The 15,937-nt window shown below is 70.8% G+C and carries 12 protein-coding genes; 11 read left to right on the forward strand and 1 reads right to left on the reverse strand.

Annotation, left to right across the window (positions count from 1 at the left end; genetic code table 11):
• Positions 1-227: 227 nt before the first annotated feature.
• Positions 228-659 carry a hypothetical protein gene (locus tag ABT245_RS19575; RefSeq protein ID WP_351735177.1) on the forward strand — a complete coding sequence of 144 codons (432 nt, stop codon included), beginning with the start codon at positions 228-230 and terminating at the stop codon, positions 657-659.
• 310 nt (positions 660-969) lie between these two features.
• On the forward strand, positions 970-1,104 hold the full coding sequence (locus tag ABT245_RS19580) for a hypothetical protein (RefSeq protein WP_351735179.1): 135 nt from the start codon (positions 970-972) through the stop codon (positions 1,102-1,104).
• 174 nt (positions 1,105-1,278) lie between these two features.
• On the opposite strand, the gene ABT245_RS19585 is transcribed toward ABT245_RS19580, so the two are convergent.
• Positions 1,279-3,762 (reverse strand): Tn3 family transposase, encoded by a 2,484-nt coding sequence (locus ABT245_RS19585; protein ID WP_351735181.1) that lies wholly within the window; start codon positions 3,760-3,762, stop codon positions 1,279-1,281.
• Positions 3,763-4,533: 771 nt separating this feature from the next.
• Here ABT245_RS19585 and ABT245_RS19590 point away from each other — a divergent pair.
• The 9 genes from ABT245_RS19590 (at position 4,534) to ABT245_RS19630 (ending at position 15,702) form a co-directional block, all read left to right on the forward strand.
• On the forward strand, positions 4,534-4,611 hold the full coding sequence (locus ABT245_RS19590; protein WP_351735351.1) for a putative leader peptide: 78 nt from the start codon (positions 4,534-4,536) through the stop codon (positions 4,609-4,611).
• Positions 4,612-5,116: 505 nt separating this feature from the next.
• Positions 5,117-6,673, forward strand: coding sequence for an APC family permease (locus ABT245_RS19595; protein WP_351735183.1), 1,557 nt, complete (start codon positions 5,117-5,119; stop codon positions 6,671-6,673).
• The gene (locus tag ABT245_RS19600; RefSeq protein WP_351735185.1) at positions 6,670-7,803 is read left to right on the forward strand and encodes an LLM class flavin-dependent oxidoreductase; all 1,134 of its coding nucleotides are present in this window, start codon (positions 6,670-6,672) and stop codon (positions 7,801-7,803) included. The genes ABT245_RS19595 and ABT245_RS19600 overlap by 4 nt, the downstream gene beginning before the upstream one ends.
• A gap of 47 nt (positions 7,804-7,850) precedes the next feature.
• Positions 7,851-9,038: a GNAT family N-acetyltransferase gene (locus ABT245_RS19605; protein ID WP_351735187.1), complete on the forward strand. Its 1,188-nt coding sequence runs from the start codon at positions 7,851-7,853 to the stop codon at positions 9,036-9,038.
• A 140-nt stretch (positions 9,039-9,178) separates the two neighbouring features.
• A complete protein-coding gene (locus tag ABT245_RS19610; protein ID WP_351735189.1) occupies positions 9,179-10,780 on the forward strand; it encodes an ABC transporter substrate-binding protein in 1,602 nt (533 codons plus the stop codon).
• Positions 10,781-10,782: 2 nt separating this feature from the next.
• The gene (locus ABT245_RS19615) at positions 10,783-11,742 is read left to right on the forward strand and encodes an ABC transporter permease (protein WP_351735191.1); all 960 of its coding nucleotides are present in this window, start codon (positions 10,783-10,785) and stop codon (positions 11,740-11,742) included.
• Complete coding sequence (locus ABT245_RS19620; protein ID WP_351735193.1) at positions 11,739-12,602, forward strand: ABC transporter permease; 864 nt, start codon at positions 11,739-11,741, stop codon at positions 12,600-12,602. Before ABT245_RS19615 ends, ABT245_RS19620 begins: the two co-directional genes overlap by 4 nt.
• Positions 12,603-12,633: 31 nt before the next feature.
• Positions 12,634-14,376 (forward strand): dipeptide ABC transporter ATP-binding protein, encoded by a 1,743-nt coding sequence (locus ABT245_RS19625; RefSeq protein WP_351735195.1) that lies wholly within the window; start codon positions 12,634-12,636, stop codon positions 14,374-14,376.
• A 78-nt stretch (positions 14,377-14,454) separates the two neighbouring features.
• Positions 14,455-15,702, forward strand: a complete 1,248-nt coding sequence (locus ABT245_RS19630) for an acyl-CoA dehydrogenase family protein (RefSeq protein ID WP_351735197.1) — start codon at positions 14,455-14,457, stop codon at positions 15,700-15,702.
• The last annotated feature ends 235 nt before the right edge of the window (positions 15,703-15,937 follow it).

Consider the following 15,937-nt stretch of genomic DNA (forward strand, 5'->3'; position numbering starts at 1 on the left):
CGGCGGCCCTGTCCGGGACGTAATCCGGACAAGGCCCGGACCAGCCCGGACAGTCGGCGACTGTCCGGGACAGCCGGCTCTCGTTGCTTCAGCCTGTCGATGGTCAGCAGTCTGTGTGGTGCCTGGCTGGCCAAACGGTCGCCACGGCACAGCCCGCCGCGTTGATGAATAGCTCCAAGGCAGCGGGATGGACCTGAACTGGAAACCAAGCGTGAAGGAGCACACCCATGCGTACGCGGCACACATTTGTGACCGCTGCTCTCGGCAGCATGCTTGCCCTCGGCGCGACAATCGCGCCCGCCCATGCGGCATCGACGGACGCATCCGCAAGCGTGGCGAACGAAGCACCGAACTTCACACCGTCGAACGCCCCCACCGGCGCCCTGGCCATCTGCGATTGGGACCCTGAGAGCAACGGTTTTGGGGGTGCCGACGTGACGAAGTCCATCCCGCTCAGGACCGGTCCGAGCGCAACCTGTGACGACAACGGCCCCTCGCTGATCGTGGGCCAACGCCTTGGCGGCTGGTGCTGGTACAAAAACTCGGCGGGAAACAAGTGGTACTACGTCAGCACCGGAGGCGCGGCGCCGTACGGCTGGATTTACGGGGGAAACATCAAGGGCGAGTCGACGATCGAAACACCCTGCTCCGGCGGATGACGTGGGGCGAACCATTCCGTGAGTTGACGCCAAGTCGTTAGGAGTCTGGCCGGTTCTGCCAGCGCGCCCTCGATCACCTCGACCAGGGCTGACGGACCACGTCAGCACCAGTCAGACCCGTTAAGGCCCAACAGGCCCAACCCGGCCCCGTCCGTAAATCGCGGACGGGGCCTTGGCGTCCCCGGGCCGAATCCCGCCGCCCGGCCCGCGAGCCGGACCACCATGGCGATGTACGACCCGTCGACGAGGAGAACCACGCCGTGATCCGTGCCCACCACCGGCTCAAGGGCGGCGCCGCCAGATCGGCGCCGTGGGCCCCGGTCTGCCCGGCCCGTTCGGGAGCTGGCCCGCCGACGATGGCCGCGACGAGGAGGACCAGGAGCACGAGCAGTTCGCCGGCGACGCCAACACCGGCGATGCGCTGGACCGGTCGACCGGTGGGTGAGGAGTGTGCCGTGCGCCGCCGTGGTCGGGCCCGGCGCCGGTGGTGGTGTGGCCGGTGGCGTACAGGTGCAGGACCTCGTGTCCGACGCCGTTGCCATCGACGTAGGCCCGCTCGGTGCAGTAGAGGCAGCGGCCCGTGCGTACGGGGGCGGACATGGCGGAGTCCTTCGGCATGTCAGGCGGCCTGGTCGAGGCCCGCGGTGGTCAGGTCATGCTCGCGCAGCGCGGTGAAGTCGACGTCGAGTTTCGGGTCGTACGCCTCGGGTTCGATGCCGAGTTCGTGCGTGGAGTACTCGCCGAAGCGTTTGATGTGTTCGGTCAAGTACGGCGAGATGTGGGTCAGGTCCTCGGGGTCGATCTCCCATCCTTCTTCCAGGAGCTGTCGGACGATCTCGGCGATGTCCAAGGCGTTGTGGAAGATCACAGCGTTCGTAAGCAGAGAGTTGAACTTCATCGCCTTCTCCTGCTCGACGGGGTCGTTGTCGGCGATGACGCCCTGGTTGCCGAAGCCGACCCACTGGGAGAACCGGTTGAACGACTCGACCTTGTTCGTCGCCGCGGTCACCCGCCGACGCAGCGGTGCGTCCGTCAGGTACCGCAGCAGTTGGACGGTGCGGATGACGCGGCCGACCTCGCGGAAGGCGACGTAGGTGGCGTTCTTGTGCGCCCCGGACCGCAGCCGCTTGAGCAGGGTAGTCGAGGAGATGGCGCCCTCGCGTACCGAGACGGCCACCCGCATCAGGTGCCGGAACTGGGACTCGATCAGGCCCCAGTCGATGACGTTCTTCCCCGGCTCGCCGGACAGGGCGTCGATGTGCACGTACTCGGTCTGCTTGCTGGGCCGGTAGAAGGTCAGGCCCTTCCAGTTCCTGATCCTGGGCATCAGGTCGAAGCCCAGCAGGTGCGCCAAGGTGAAGACAGGCAGCGACTGGCCCTGGGTGTCGGCGTGCACGGTGGTGGGCTTGACCTCGGCGGAGTTCTTGAGCAGGCCCTCGATGATGTAGACGGCCCCCCACACCCCGCACGGGATGAAGTGCGTGAACAGCGCGATGTAGGTGTCCGAGATGTGGTGGTAGGCGATGCCGCCGGGCTTGCCGTACCGGACGGACGTCTCGGCGAGCAGGTTGTCGAGGTAGGTGTCCATGTGCGTGCCGTCCGCGGCCACCGCGGTGCCGTCGCCCCACGCCTGCGAGATGTCCAGCCGCGCATGCGCGTTGACCAGGTCGGCGATGGCCTCGTTGAGCAGCACCAGGGAGAAGTGCCGGTTCGCCGTGTACGCCAGCTCGTGCCCGCTCACGCCGGGGATGTGGCGGGCCGCCTCGTATGGGCCCATGTTGGTGCCCTTGACGAAGGTGGTGAGCACGTACCGGCCGAACGGATCGGCGAGTTTCGGATCGTTGCCCGAGGGCGGGCCGAAACGGCGCCACCACTCCACCCAGTACGCGGTCCGCGCGCAGATCCCGATCAGCGTGCGCTCCGGCATCCGCGCCTTGATCTCCTGCTCCAGCCGCTTCGCCGACGGCCGTTGCCCCTCCGAGCGATGCCGCTTGAGCGACGGGATACCGGTGGACGGGTCGATCACGAGGCTCTCGTTGTCCGGGTATCCGGCGTCCGCCGCCGCGGCGGCGGCGCGCAGCCGGTCCTCCATCTGGCGGCGGAAGGACGCGGCGTCGAACCCGTCGGCCTCGCCCTCCTCGGCGAGCCTGGCCTCCACCAGGTAGGCGGGCAGTTTCTCCTCGACGACCTCCCACGGCAGCAGCTGATCCGACCAGTCGGCGTACTCCTCCGAGCCGACCACCGCCACGTCGCCGGTGCGCAGTTCCTCGGCGAGGCAGGTGAACACCATCGCCTCGAAGTGCCGGCGGACGAACTGCTCCGGCCTGCTCTTGTCGACCACGGCCTTCTGCCAGTTCTGCGTGGCAAAGGAGATGTCGACCCGCTCACCGTCCTCGCCGATCACGCTGATGTACTCGCCGCGGGCGGCCTCGTTGCGCTGCGCGTGCCCCAGCGCGTCCAGCACCCGCCCGTCCTCCGAGGTGGCGGTGAACTCCAGTTTCTCGGCCAGGTCGAACATCAGCGCCCGGTCCCGGCCGATCTGCCCGTACAGCAGCACCTCCCAGAAGTTGCCATGGTGGGCGGAGACCTTCTCGATCTGCTCGTACTGCTTGGCGAACCAGCCAAAGCTCTCCACGGTCTTCGTGACCGTACCGAGCCCGCCGGCCTGCATCAGCAGTGCCTTCATCAGGGCGAGGACGGACGGGGAGACCTCGCCGTTCAGGCGCCGGGCGACCTCCTCGACCGGCGCCTGTTCGTCCAGCCCCTGAAGTGCGGCCACGGCCTCGGCGGTCATCCCGGCGGCCTTCGCTAGCGCGCTCTGGGCTGGGCCGCCGTCGTCGATGTCCTTGAGGACACTGCGGTAGTTGCCGATCAGCACCTCGGTCATCTCCCGCTCGGCGAGTCGGATCTTCTCCAGCTCCTCCTTCGCCCTCTTGAGCTTCGTGCCCATGCGCTTGCAGAACATCAGCGCCAGCTCGTCACGGACCCGCATTCTCGCCTTGTGCGCCAGGCACGCCATCAGGGCGACCCGCTTGACCGGCACGTACGCCTTGAGCGCGGAGGCGTCCGCTGCGTCCGCCTCCCCGGTGCGCTGCCGGTCCACAGGCCGGTGAGAACGTCAGTCGGATCGATCGCCGCCGACTGCTCCGCCCGCCGCCGCGTCCGTTCCGCATCCTTGCCGAGACCGCCGTCAGGGCGCGGGCTGCGGCTGATGGGCGACGGCGGGAAACGTGTCTGCCCGCGGCCAGGATGACCAACCGCCAGGCTCGCCGCCTACGGCCCCGCCCAAGGCGCGCAGTGCGACGTTCTCGGCTCAGGGGGGCGGACAGGCGCCCCTGGTACGGGGTCAGCGCGCGACGGCAGGCGTCCCCGGGTGAACCGGTCGGCTCGGGCCGAGACGCGACCACGGCAGGCCGCGGGCCACGTCGGCGGCGACCGCGTCGGCGGGCCGGTCGTGGGGTGACCGAGGCCGCCGCCGCCCGCGGTCTGGACGAGGAGGACGTCCCCGGCGGCCAGGGTGACGACATCGACGCGGCGGAGGTCCCGTTCGCGCGCAGTGCCCGGGTTGAGCAGGGCGCGCCGGTGCCGCCGCCCTCGGCGACGCTGCGCCACGGCGAAGCACTGATCGCCGACGGCCGCCCGGCACAGGCCCGTCGACGTGCCGCGTACGGCCGTCGCCGAACTCGACCGGGCCGGAGCCCGGGACCGTCGCGCCACGGCGGCCGGCTGCTCTTCTCCGTGAACGGATGGCGGGCGGGATCTGGAATGGGCCGGTCACCGCCCGGCTGCGCGGAGATCGTCTCGTGTGTCCGCAACGTGAACGCTGTTCGAGACGTCTTGACCCGTACTTCGGTTGTCTGGTGAGGTTCATTGCATGAACGCGCAGCTCAACCTCACCCGACGGCGCCATATCGACCTGGCGCACGTTGCCAGCGCGTTCTGTCGTCGTTGACTCGCGTCGCCGCCGCCGGCAAGGACAACGCCACGGCCTGCCGTGGCTCCCGCAACGACCGGAGCGCATCCCGGCGCGGACGCGGTTCCGCCACCGTACGTCCTTGACACCGCCACCCGACACCCTGCCCGTTGGCCTCTGACACGCTCGGTGTCTCCTCCTGCGCCGCAGTGAGATGTCGTCGGACTGCCCCCGCGGTCCCGACCCGCTCCGCCCTCCCCACGCGGTTCCGCGAGCCGGTGGTCCGCCGCCGAGCACATGTGCCGCTCTCTCTCGTCCCCACCAGGTTCCCCTTCCCGTCGGCGCGGCCTGCCCGGCGCCCCGCCAACCCCCCTGGCGCGGCGGCCCGTCCAGGCTCGCAACAGTGGCGCGCATCCGCGTCCCCTGTCCTGTGCTCGTGTGCGTAGCCCGTCCCGCCCCGGTGCGCTGAATCGCGCCCCGACGCGGTGCGGCGGGACCGGAACCGCCCATCCCCGGGTTTGATTCGAAAGGCCTCCCCAGCACCATGACCACTGACAGAGCCGTCATCGACGGCGACATCACACCGGCGCCGACGCCCCCGGCGGACGGCGCGGCAGGGCTGCCGCGCGACGCCGTCTCGGGACTCGGCGTCTTCGCCCAGGGTCTGGCCGCGGCAGCACCGAGCGTCGCCGTGGCGAGCGTGCCCGGCTCTCTCTTCCTCGTCGCGGGCAAGGGCACCTTCTGGGCGGCGATCGTCGGCGGCGTCATCGTCTACCTGATCGCCGCGGTGATCTCGCTACAAGCCCGAAGAACCGTTTCTTCAGGTTCGCTCGGCACCTATGCCGGCAATGGCCTCGGGCCGGTCGCGGCCTTTGTGACCGGCTGGGGACTGATCATCGGCTACATCGGCTTCGCCGCGGGCGGTGTGCTCGGCGCGGTGCTCTACTTCAACTCGTTCCTCCAGCAGATCGGCCTCCACACCGACCACGTGGTGTTCAAGGTGTTCCTGCTGGTCCTGGCCACCGCGGTGGCGTGCTACATTCCGCTCCGCGGGGTGAGCATCTCCGCGAAGACCGGCCTCGTCTTCGAGGTCGCCTCCGCCGCGGCCGTCACCATCGTCCTCGTCGCCTCCTACCTCCACTACGGCGCGCGCCTCGACTCGGCGCAGTTCAGCCTGAGCCACCTGGGCGACAGCACCACGATGATCGCGGCCGTCACCGCCGTCGGTTCCTACGCCGGCTTCGAGAGCGCGGCCTCCCTCGGCCACGAGGCGCGCGACGCCCATCGCAATGTGCCCCGCGCCATCCTGCGGCTGGTCGTGGTGCTGTCACTGCTCTACCTGTTCGCGACCTACCCGGAGGTGCTCGGCTTCCAGGGCCCGCACGCCCTCGACGCGGACAGCACGCCGCTGCCCGTCGTCGCGCGGAACGCCGACGTCGAGTGGGCCACCTACCCCGTCAACCTGCTGCTCGGCACCGCAATGATCGTGTTCTCCTCCGCCGTCATCAACTCCGGGGCCCGCAGCCTGTTCACCCTGGCGCGGGAGCGCGCCCTGCCCGCCCCGCTGGGCCGCGTCCACACCCGCTTCCGCACCCCGCACATCGCCATCGTCCTCGTCACCGTCATCGGCTTCGCGCTCGGACTGGTGGGCACCGTCACCGACGTCGGCCGGTTCCAGTGGGACGTGTACGTCGGCATCGTCTCCAGCTACGGCTATCTCTTCGCGTACCTGCTGGTGGCGGTCGCCACGCCGCTGTGGCTGCGCAGGATCAAGGTACTCACCCCCGGCAGCCTGGTGGCGTCGGTCCTGGCCACCCTCGGCATCCTCTACGTGATCTACAAGAACCTCGTGCCCGTGCCGACCGGCGCCTACCGGTACCTGCCGTACGTCTTCGTGGCCCTGCTGCTGATCGGGCTGGCCCGGTACCTGTGGTTGCGCGCGGCCCGGCCCGAGGTCGCCGCCCGCGTCGGCTCGATCCAGACGCTGTCCGCGGCCGAACAGGAGCGCCTGGCCGAGCTGGGGCTTCTCGACGCGGTGCGCGGCAGCCACCTCGCCGACGACGCCGTCGACACACTCGTCGGCCGTTCCGAGGACCGATGACCATTCACCTGCACTGGTACCTGCCCACCAACGGCGACAACCGCGACATCGTCGGCTCCGGCGACGGCTCGCAGCAGACCCTGGCCGCCGTCCGCTCCGGTTTCCGCGCCCCCACCGTCGAATACCTCGGGGGGATCGCCCGCGCCGCTGAACAACTCGGCTTCGAGGCCGTACTCACGCCCACCGGGACGTGGTGCGAGGACGCCTGGATCGCCACCGCCGCGCTCACCGCGGTGACCACCCGGCTCAGGTTCCTGGTGGCCTTCCGGCCCGGCCTCGTCTCGCCGACTCTCGCGGCCCACCAGGCCGCCACGTTCCAGCGCGTCTCCGGCGGACGGCTGCTGCTCAACGTCGTCACCGGAGGGGATTCGGTGGAGCAGCGCCGCTTCGGGGACCACCTCGACCACGACCGGCGCTACGCCCGTACGGCGGAGTTCCTGACCGTGCTGCGCGGCGTCAGCGCGGCCCGGGAGCCGTTCGACTTCCACGGCGAGTACTACGACATCGAGCAGGCGTCGATCCCGTTCGCCCCGCACGAGCCGCCGGAGGTCTTCTTCGGCGGGGCCAGCCCCGCCGCCGAGCAGGTCGCCGCCCGGACCGTCGACACCTATCTCGCCTGGGGGGAGACGCCCCCGCAGATCGCCGAACGGCTCCGACGCGTCCGGAAACTGGCGGCCGAGGCGGGCCGCACACTGAGCTTCGGCATCAGGTTCCATGTGCTCAGCCGGGACACGGCAGCCGAGGCATGGGCGGAGGCCGGCCGGCTTCTCGACCGCATCGACGACTCCCGCATCCGCCAGACGCAGCGCACGCTCGCCGCCAGCGAATCGGTCGGCCAGCGGCGAATGGTGGCCCTGCACGGCGGCGACCGCCGCGACCTGGAGATCTATCCGAACGTCTGGGCCGGATACGGGCTTGTGCGCGCCGGCGCCGGCACGGCCCTGGTCGGCAGCCACCGTGAGGTGGCGGAGCGCATCGAGGAGTACCACGACCTCGGCATCGACCACTTCATCCTCTCCGGCCAGCCGCACCTCGAAGAGGCATACCACTTCGCGGAGGGGGCCGGCGCCGAGCTGCGCCGCCGCGGGCTGGTCCCCCCGATCGGCGGGCCCGGCCCGGCCGCTTCCTGACCCCGCACACCGACACCGCCGCCCCGCCCACCCGAGAAAGCACCCGCATGAGCATCGACATCAGGACGCTGACCAGCCCCGACGAGGTCGACGCCGCCTTCCGCGTCTTCCTGCGGGCCATGGTCGGGCTGCCGTTCCGCGACATCGACGCCGTCGGCATCACCGAGCCCGGCCGCTACCTCGGTGCCCTTGACGACGGCGTCGTGGTCGCCGGCGCCGACTCGTATGCCGGGTGGCTCGTCGCGCCCGGCGGGTCACGGCTGCCGCACGCGGCCGTCACCCATGTCGGCGTGCTGCCGACGCACCGCCGGCGCGGCATCGTCAGTGACCTCCTGACCCGGCAGCTGAAGGACTTCGCCGAGCGCGGCGAGATCGTCGCCTCGCTGCGGGCCTCGGAGGCCGTCATCTACGAACGCTTCGGCTACGGCGTCGCGACCTGCGCCGCCTTTGGCCGCGTCACCGTCAGCCGGGCCGGACTGCGCCCCGGGGTGCCGGGCGGGGGCAGCGTGCGTCTGGTCGATGCCGCGGCCACCACCGACCTGCTCGGCGGCATCCACCAGCGGGCGGCCTGGACCGGGGCGGTGCACCGCCCCGAAGGCTGGTGGCGGCTGGACGAACTGCGCCGCGCCGCGAGCCCCACGCCCCATTACGTCGTCGTCCACGGCGACGACGGGTACGCCGTCTACCACCCGGAGAACACCGAGTCCTGGTTCACCAGCAGCGAACGCACCGTCACCGTCACGGACTTCGTGGCGCTCAACGACCGGGCCCGGGCCGGCCTCTGGCGCCACCTGCTCTCCCTGGACCTCGTGGACGTCCTGGAGTTCACCTCCCTCGCCGTTGACGACCCGCTGCCGCTCGCCGTCCTGGACCGCCGCGCCGTCACGATCGGCGGCGTCCACGACGAGACATGGCTGCGCCTCATCGATGTCGAGGAGGCGCTCAGGGCGCGCGCCTACGGCAGCGGGGAGCCGGTCGTGCTGCGTGTCGAGGACCCGCTGCTGCCGGCGAACACCGGCAGCTACGAGGTCGGACCCGCAGGGGTGGCCCGTACCTCGGCCGCCGCCGACCTCGACGTGGACGTGTCCACCCTGGCCGCGGCCTACCTCGGTGGCACGCGCTGGCGGCACCTGGCCGCGACCGGCCGCGTCCGGGCCCACCGCCCCGACGCCGTCCACCGCGCCGACACCCTGTTCGCCGTCGATACCCAGCCGTTCTCCGGCACCGTCTTCTGACCGCCGCCCATACGCCCGGCACACCCCGGCACACCCCGGCACACCCCGGCACACCCCGGCCCGCGCCGCCGGGCCGGGGTGTGCCCCCCGACCTCGGCCGCGCACACCGCCCGTGGCCCACCACCGAAAGGGCACCACCCGTGATCCACACCCGACGCACCGTGCTCAGAGGCGTTCTCGCGACGGCGGCCTCCGGTCTCCTGGCCGCCTGCGGCGCCACCGGCACGGGCCGGACCGCCGGTTCGAAGGCCCGTAACGGCGGCACTCTGATGGTCGGCCAGTACCAGGAGGTCACCCAGTTCGACCCCAACCGGCAGTACTCCTGGGAGACCTGGCGGATCGACCGGAACATCTACGAGACACTCGTGGACGAGGACCTCTCCTCCGCCAACGGCGTACCGAAGATCATCCCCAAGCTCGCGACGTCGTGGAAGATCAGCGACGACGCCACCACATACACCTTCACCCTGCGCCGCGGCGTCAAGTTCACCGACGGCACACCCTTCGACGCCGAGGCCGTACGGTTCAACGTCCGCCGCTTCACCGACAAGGACTTCGAGTACTACGACAAGACCAGCGCGGCCACCATGTCGCTGGTCTACTCCGACCTGAAGTCGTTCGAGGTGGTCGACGACCACACCGTGCGGTACACCTTCAACCACCCCTTCCTCGACTTCCTGCGTCAGATACCGAACAGCGGTAACGCCGCGTCCGGCTTCTTCAGCCCCGCCGCCCTGAAGAAGTACGGGCAGGACGGCCTCGCCGACCACCCCGTCGGCACGGGACCGTTCACCTTCGAAGAACGGGTCCGCGGCGACCACACCACCCTGGTACGCAACACGGAGTACTGGGGCACCCGGCCGCACCTGGACAAGGTCGTCTTCAAGCCGATCGCCGACGACCAGGGCCGGGTGGCCGCACTGCGCAGCGGCGCCGTCGACCTCATCAGCCGTGTCCCGGCCGACTCGGTGGCCTCGCTGGAGAAGGACGGGTACGACGTGCCGGAGAACAAACACGTTCCGCAGATCATCTACTACAAGTTCAACCTGGCGAACAAGGCACTCCAGGACAAGCGGGTCCGTCAGGCGATCATCAGGGCTGTCGACCGCGAGCAACTGGCCAAGAAGATCTACAAGGGCTACGCCGAAGCGGCCACCTCGATCATCAACCAGGGCAACGAGGCGTACGACGCGTCCGCTGTCGACTACGCCCACGACCCGGCCGCCGCCGAAAAGCTGCTGAGCGAGGCCGGACTCGCCTCCGGCGACCTCAAGTTCACCATCCTCACCGACACCACCGGACAGCCCACCGCGGAGTTCATCCAGCAGCAGCTGAAGGCGGTCGGCATCGACGCCTCGGTGGAATCCTTCGAGTGGATCACCTACGGGACGCGGGCGGCCAACCTCAAGCCGACCGACGGCCTGGTCCTGGGGGAGTGGGGCTACATCGCCGCCAACTGGGTGCGGATCGCGCACAACCAGTACGTCGCCGCCCAGGACGGCGCCCGGCACTCCCACACCTCCGAGGCCACCGCCGAGGCCATCGACACGGCCGCCCACAACGCCGACGCGAGCCGGTCGACCGAGCTGTGGCAGGCCGCGGCGCGGACATGGGCCGAGGACGCCACGATCTTCCCGCTGCTGTCGTTCAACCGCTACTACGCCGTCGCCCCCGCCGTGGGCGGCTTCGTCTGGCCGCGGCAGAACCACTACGACCTGTCCCGTGTCTGGGTGGCGGGCTGACGATGACGCGCCACATCCTCAGACGGCTCGCCGCCACCGTCCCGCTGCTTTTCGTGATCAGCCTGCTGGTGTTCTTCATCGCCCAGGCGGGACCCGCCGACCCCGTCCGCGACGCCCTCAGCCAGAAGATGACGCCGGCCCAGATCGCCGCGATCCGCCAGGCCTACGGACTGGACCGCCCGGCCTGGCAGCAGTACCTGAGCTGGCTGAGGAGCCTGTTCACCGACGGCGGCGGCATCTCCCTGAGCCTGCGCAGCCCCGTCTCCGGCATCGTTTTCCCGGCCCTGCGCAACACCCTGCTGCTCGGCGCCGCGGCCACGCTGCTGACGGTCGTGCTCGGCGTGGCGATCGGCTTCGTCTCGGGCATCCGGCACGGCCGCCTCGCGGATCGTGCCGCGATGCTGCTCGTCCAGGTCGGCAGCAATCTGCCGGTCTACTGGCTCGGTCTGATCGTCATCTGGATCACGGCCGTGAGCCTGCAGTGGCTGCCCGCCGGCGGCATGCACGACCTGCGCGGCGACGGAGGCTTCGGCGACCTCCTGCTGCACCTGGTCGCGCCCGCCTTCGTCGCGTCCCTGGTGTCCATGCTGATCGTCGCCCGGTTCGTCCGCGCGGCGGTCATCGAGAGCGAACAGTCCGACTACATCCGCACCTACCGGTCCCAGGGCTTCGGTCGGGCCGCGATCCTCGGCAAGCACATCGGCCGCAACATCCTTCCGCCGATCGTCAACACCACCGGTCTCACAGTCGGCTCGGTCATCACCGGAGTTGTCTTCGTCGAGACGATCTTCTCCTGGCCCGGACTGGGCAGTGTGCTGTTCAACGCCGTCGCCGGAGCCGACTATCCCGTGATCCAGACCGGTGTGCTGCTCGTCGCGATCGCCTTCGTCCTGGTCAACCTGATCACCGACATCCTCCTCGATCTCCTCAACCCCCGGCTCCGGCACGGCGGTGCGGCATGACGACGACCGGACTCCGGCCCGCGGCGCCGCCCGGACGCCGCTCGGCGACGGCACGACTGCTGCGCAACCGGGAGGCCGTTCTCGGCCTCGCCGTCCTGGCGGTGGTCGTCGCGGTCTCCGCGCTCGCCCCCTGGATCACCCCGTACGACCCCGACGCAGGCGACGCCGACAACGTGCTCGCCGCCGTCGGGTCCCCCGGTCATCTGCTGGGCACCGACGACCAGGGGCGGGACGTGCTCAGCCGACTCCTCGCCGGCGGACGGACCGCCCTGCTGGTCTCGACCGCATCGGTGGCCGCCGCCCTGCTCATCGGCACCGTGCTCGGCCTGCTCGGCGCGTTCGCCGGGCGTCGTACCTCGGCCGTGCTCATGCGGGCCGTCGACCTCATGTTCGCCTTCCCGGTGATCCTGGTGGCGCTCTCCCTCGCCGCCGTCCTCCATCCGGGCCCGGCCGTCCTGATCGGCACCGTCGTCTTCGCCGCCGTCCCCTACGTGACCCGCGTCGTCTTCGCGGAGGCGAAGGTGGAACGGGAGAAGGACTATGTGGAGGCCGCCCGCTCGCTGGGCGCATCCCGGGCCGAGATCCTGTGGCGCGAGGTGCTGCCCAACCTGCTCTCCCAGGTGGTGATCTACGGGACCAGCCTGATCGGCGTGAACATCGTCTTCACCGCCAGCCTGAGCGCCCTGGGCCTCGGCGTCCAGCCTCCCGAAGCCGACTGGGGCCGCATGATCTCCGAGGGCGCCAAGGTCCTGGTGAACGGCAGCCCCGGCGTGGCGACGTTCCCCGCCGTCGCGATCCTCCTCGTCTCCCTCGCCTTCAACTGGCTCGGCGACGGCCTGCGCGACGTCCTCGACCCGTGACCCCACCGCCCCCGCACCCCGAGGTGACCCCATGACAGCCGTGCTCACCGTGAAGGACCTCCGCGTCGAGTTCGCCCTGCCCGGCGGCACCGTGCACGCCGTCCGCGGCGTGGACCTCGACATCGCGCCGGGCGAGGTCCTCGCCCTCGTCGGCGAGTCCGGCTCCGGCAAGAGCGTCACCGCCTCGGCCATTCTCGGCCTGCTGCCGCGCGGAGCCCGCATCACCGGCGGCAGCGTCCGCTTCGAGGACACCGAACTGCTCGGCCTCCCCGAGCAGCGGCTCAACGTCCACCGGGGCTCGGGCATCGGGATGATCTTCCAGAACCCGGGCACCTCGCTCGACCCGTCGTTCACCGTCGGCAGCCAGCTTCGGGACACGGCACGGCTGCACCTTCGCGTCACCAGAGAAGAAGCCCTGGACGTCGCCCGCGACTGGCTCGCCCGCGTCCGCATCCACGACCCCGACCGGGTCCTGCGCTGCTACCCGCACGAATTGAGCGGCGGCATGCGGCAGCGTGTGATGATCGCGCTCGCCGGTCTGTCCGGACCGGACCTGCTGATCGCCGACGAACCGACCACCGCACTGGACGCCACCGTCCAGAAGCAGATCCTCGACCTGCTGCTCGACCTGTCCGTCCGCACCCGCACCGCCGTCCTGCTGATCACACACGACTTCGGTGTGGTCTCCCACACCAGCTCACGGGTCGCCGTGATGCGGGAGGGCAGCGTCGTCGAGGTCGGCGACACCGCCCAGGTCCTCGGCGCCCCGGCGCACCCCTACACCCGGACCCTCATCGACTCCGTGCCGCAACCCGGACAGCGCCGGGGACCGGACGGCCGCGCCCGCCGACTGCTTGTGGGAGCCTCCGCGGTCCCGCGGACCGTCCCGGCGCCGCGCCGGCCCGCCCCGGCCCCCGACCGTACGCTCGGTGACCCCCTGCTGCGACTCGACGGGCTGTCGAAGGAGTTCACGGTCGGCGGCCTCGGCACCGGACGCCGCCGCACCGCCGTGCGCGCCGTCGACGATGTCACGCTCACCCTGCACCGCGGCGAAGTCTTCGGCCTCATCGGCGAGTCCGGCTCCGGCAAGTCCACCCTCGCCCGGCTCGCCGGCGGGCTCCTGCCACCGACCACCGGATCCGTCACCTTCGACGGCCTCGACGTGGGCAGCGCCGACCAGCGGAGCCTGCGCGCGCTGCGCCGTCGCTTCCAGTACGTGTTCCAGGACGCCGTCACCGCCCTGAACCCCCGGGTCAGAGCGGGCGACCAGATCGCCCGCCCCCTCGTCCGCCTCGGCCGGGCCGCAGGCCGGCAGGAGGCCCGGGAACGGACCGCCCGAGCCCTGAGCCTCGTCGGCCTGCACCCGGACCACGCCGACCGCTACCCCCGCGAGTTCTCCGGTGGCCAAAGACAGCGGCTGCAGATCGCCCGCGCCATCGCACTGGAACCGGACCTGCTGATCCTGGACGAACCCACCTCCGCCCTCGACGTGTCCACCCAGGCCACCACCCTCAACCTGCTCCTGGACCTGCGCGACGAACTCGATCTGACCTATCTCTTCATCGGCCACAACCTGGCCGTCATCGAGTTCCTCTGCGACCGCATCGGCGTCATGCGGCAGGGCACGCTGCTCGAAACGTTCCGCGCCGACGACCTGTTCGCCGCCGACCGTCATCCGGCCACCCGCGACCTCATCGACTCCGTCCTGCCGATCGGGCCTGCTCCTGGCCGCACCGCCCCGGGCGAGGAGCACGCGCTCGTCCCCGACGCGTGACGCCCCCGCCCGGCACGGTCCGCGCCCCGCCCCGGCACACCGGACCCCGCCCGCACCATTCCCATGAAAGGCATCACCATGACCACCATCGCCCCCGCCACCTCCAGCAACCTCCGGCAGCCCACCGCCACCGACGCCGAACTCGCCACCCGCTTCCAGCCGCTCTTCGACCGCATCGCCGAGGGCAACACCGACCGCGAGCGGACCCGTACCTTCCCCCACCAGCAGGTCCAGTGGCTCAAGGACGCGGGGCTCGGCACGCTGCGGATCCCCGCCGAACTCGGGGGCCTCGGAGCCTCTTTGGAACAGACGTTCACGCTGCTCGCCCAACTCGCCACGGCCGACGCCAACGTCGGCCACATCTGGCGCAACCACCTCGCCTTCGTCGAGGACCGCCTCAACGCAGCCCCGTCCCCCGGCAACGACCGCTGGATACGGCGCTTCCTCGACGGCGACTTCGTCGGCGGCGGCTGGACCGAGGCCAACAACGGCACCTTCGCCAACCTCAGGACCACCGTCCGCCAGGACGGCGACCGGTGGCTGGTCAACGGAGCCAAGTTCTACGCCACCGGCAGCCTCTACGCCGACTGGCTCGACGTCCTCGGCAAGGGCGACGGCGACACCGTCCTCACCGCCCTTGTCCGGCGCGAACACCCCGGGGTGCGGCTCGACGACGACTGGACCGGTTTCGGTCAGCGCACGACCGCCAGCGGGAGCGCCACCTACACCGATGTTCCCGCCGAGCGCGGCGATGTCTTCCCTGCCGCCGAACGCTTCGTCTACCAGGGGCACTTCTACCAGACCGCCATGCTGTCGGTGCTCACCGGCATCACCCGTGCCGTGCTCCGCGACGGCATCGGCGCCCTGAAGGCCCGTGGACGCAACTACCCGCAGGGCCTCGACCCGGTGCCCGCCTCAGACGCCCAACTCCTCCAGGTCCTCGGCCAGGTGTCCGCCGACGCCTTCGCTGCACAGGCCGCCCTGCGTGCCGCCGCCCGCCCGCTCGACCTGATCGCCGAGGCACACGCCGCCGGTGACCACGACACCCGCAAACAGCGCGTGCTGGAAGCGGAAGTCGCGGTCGCACAGGCCCAGCTGACCATCATCGACGCCGCGCTCCGTGCCACCACGACCGTCTTCGACGCCCTCGGCGCCTCCGGTGTCTCCGACACCCTCCTGCTGGACCGGCACTGGCGCAACGCGCGCACCCTCGCCTCCCACAACCCGCGCGTCTACAAGGCCCGTATCCTCGGCGACTGGCTGGTCAACGGCAAGGACCCGGTCCCCGACCTCGCGGCCATCGGGCGCGGCGGGCAGGGCGACTGACCGCCGCGACGGCCAAGGCAACGACCATGTCCCGACAGCCACATCGGATCGGCCTCGCCCACGAGTACCCCGACCTCGTCCCCTTTACGGGCCGGCCGACGACGCCGCCGAGAGCGTCGCGGCCGGACCCGGCGACCGCCGCCGGCGACTTCGCCGGTTTCTCCTGCCGCGACGAGTTCGACCCCGACCACGCGAAGGCCCGCCTCGACACCTACGCCGGTGCCATCGGGCCGGT

The organism is Streptomyces sp. NPDC001508 (assembly GCF_040298665.1).
Taxonomy (GTDB): domain Bacteria; phylum Actinomycetota; class Actinomycetes; order Streptomycetales; family Streptomycetaceae; genus Streptomyces.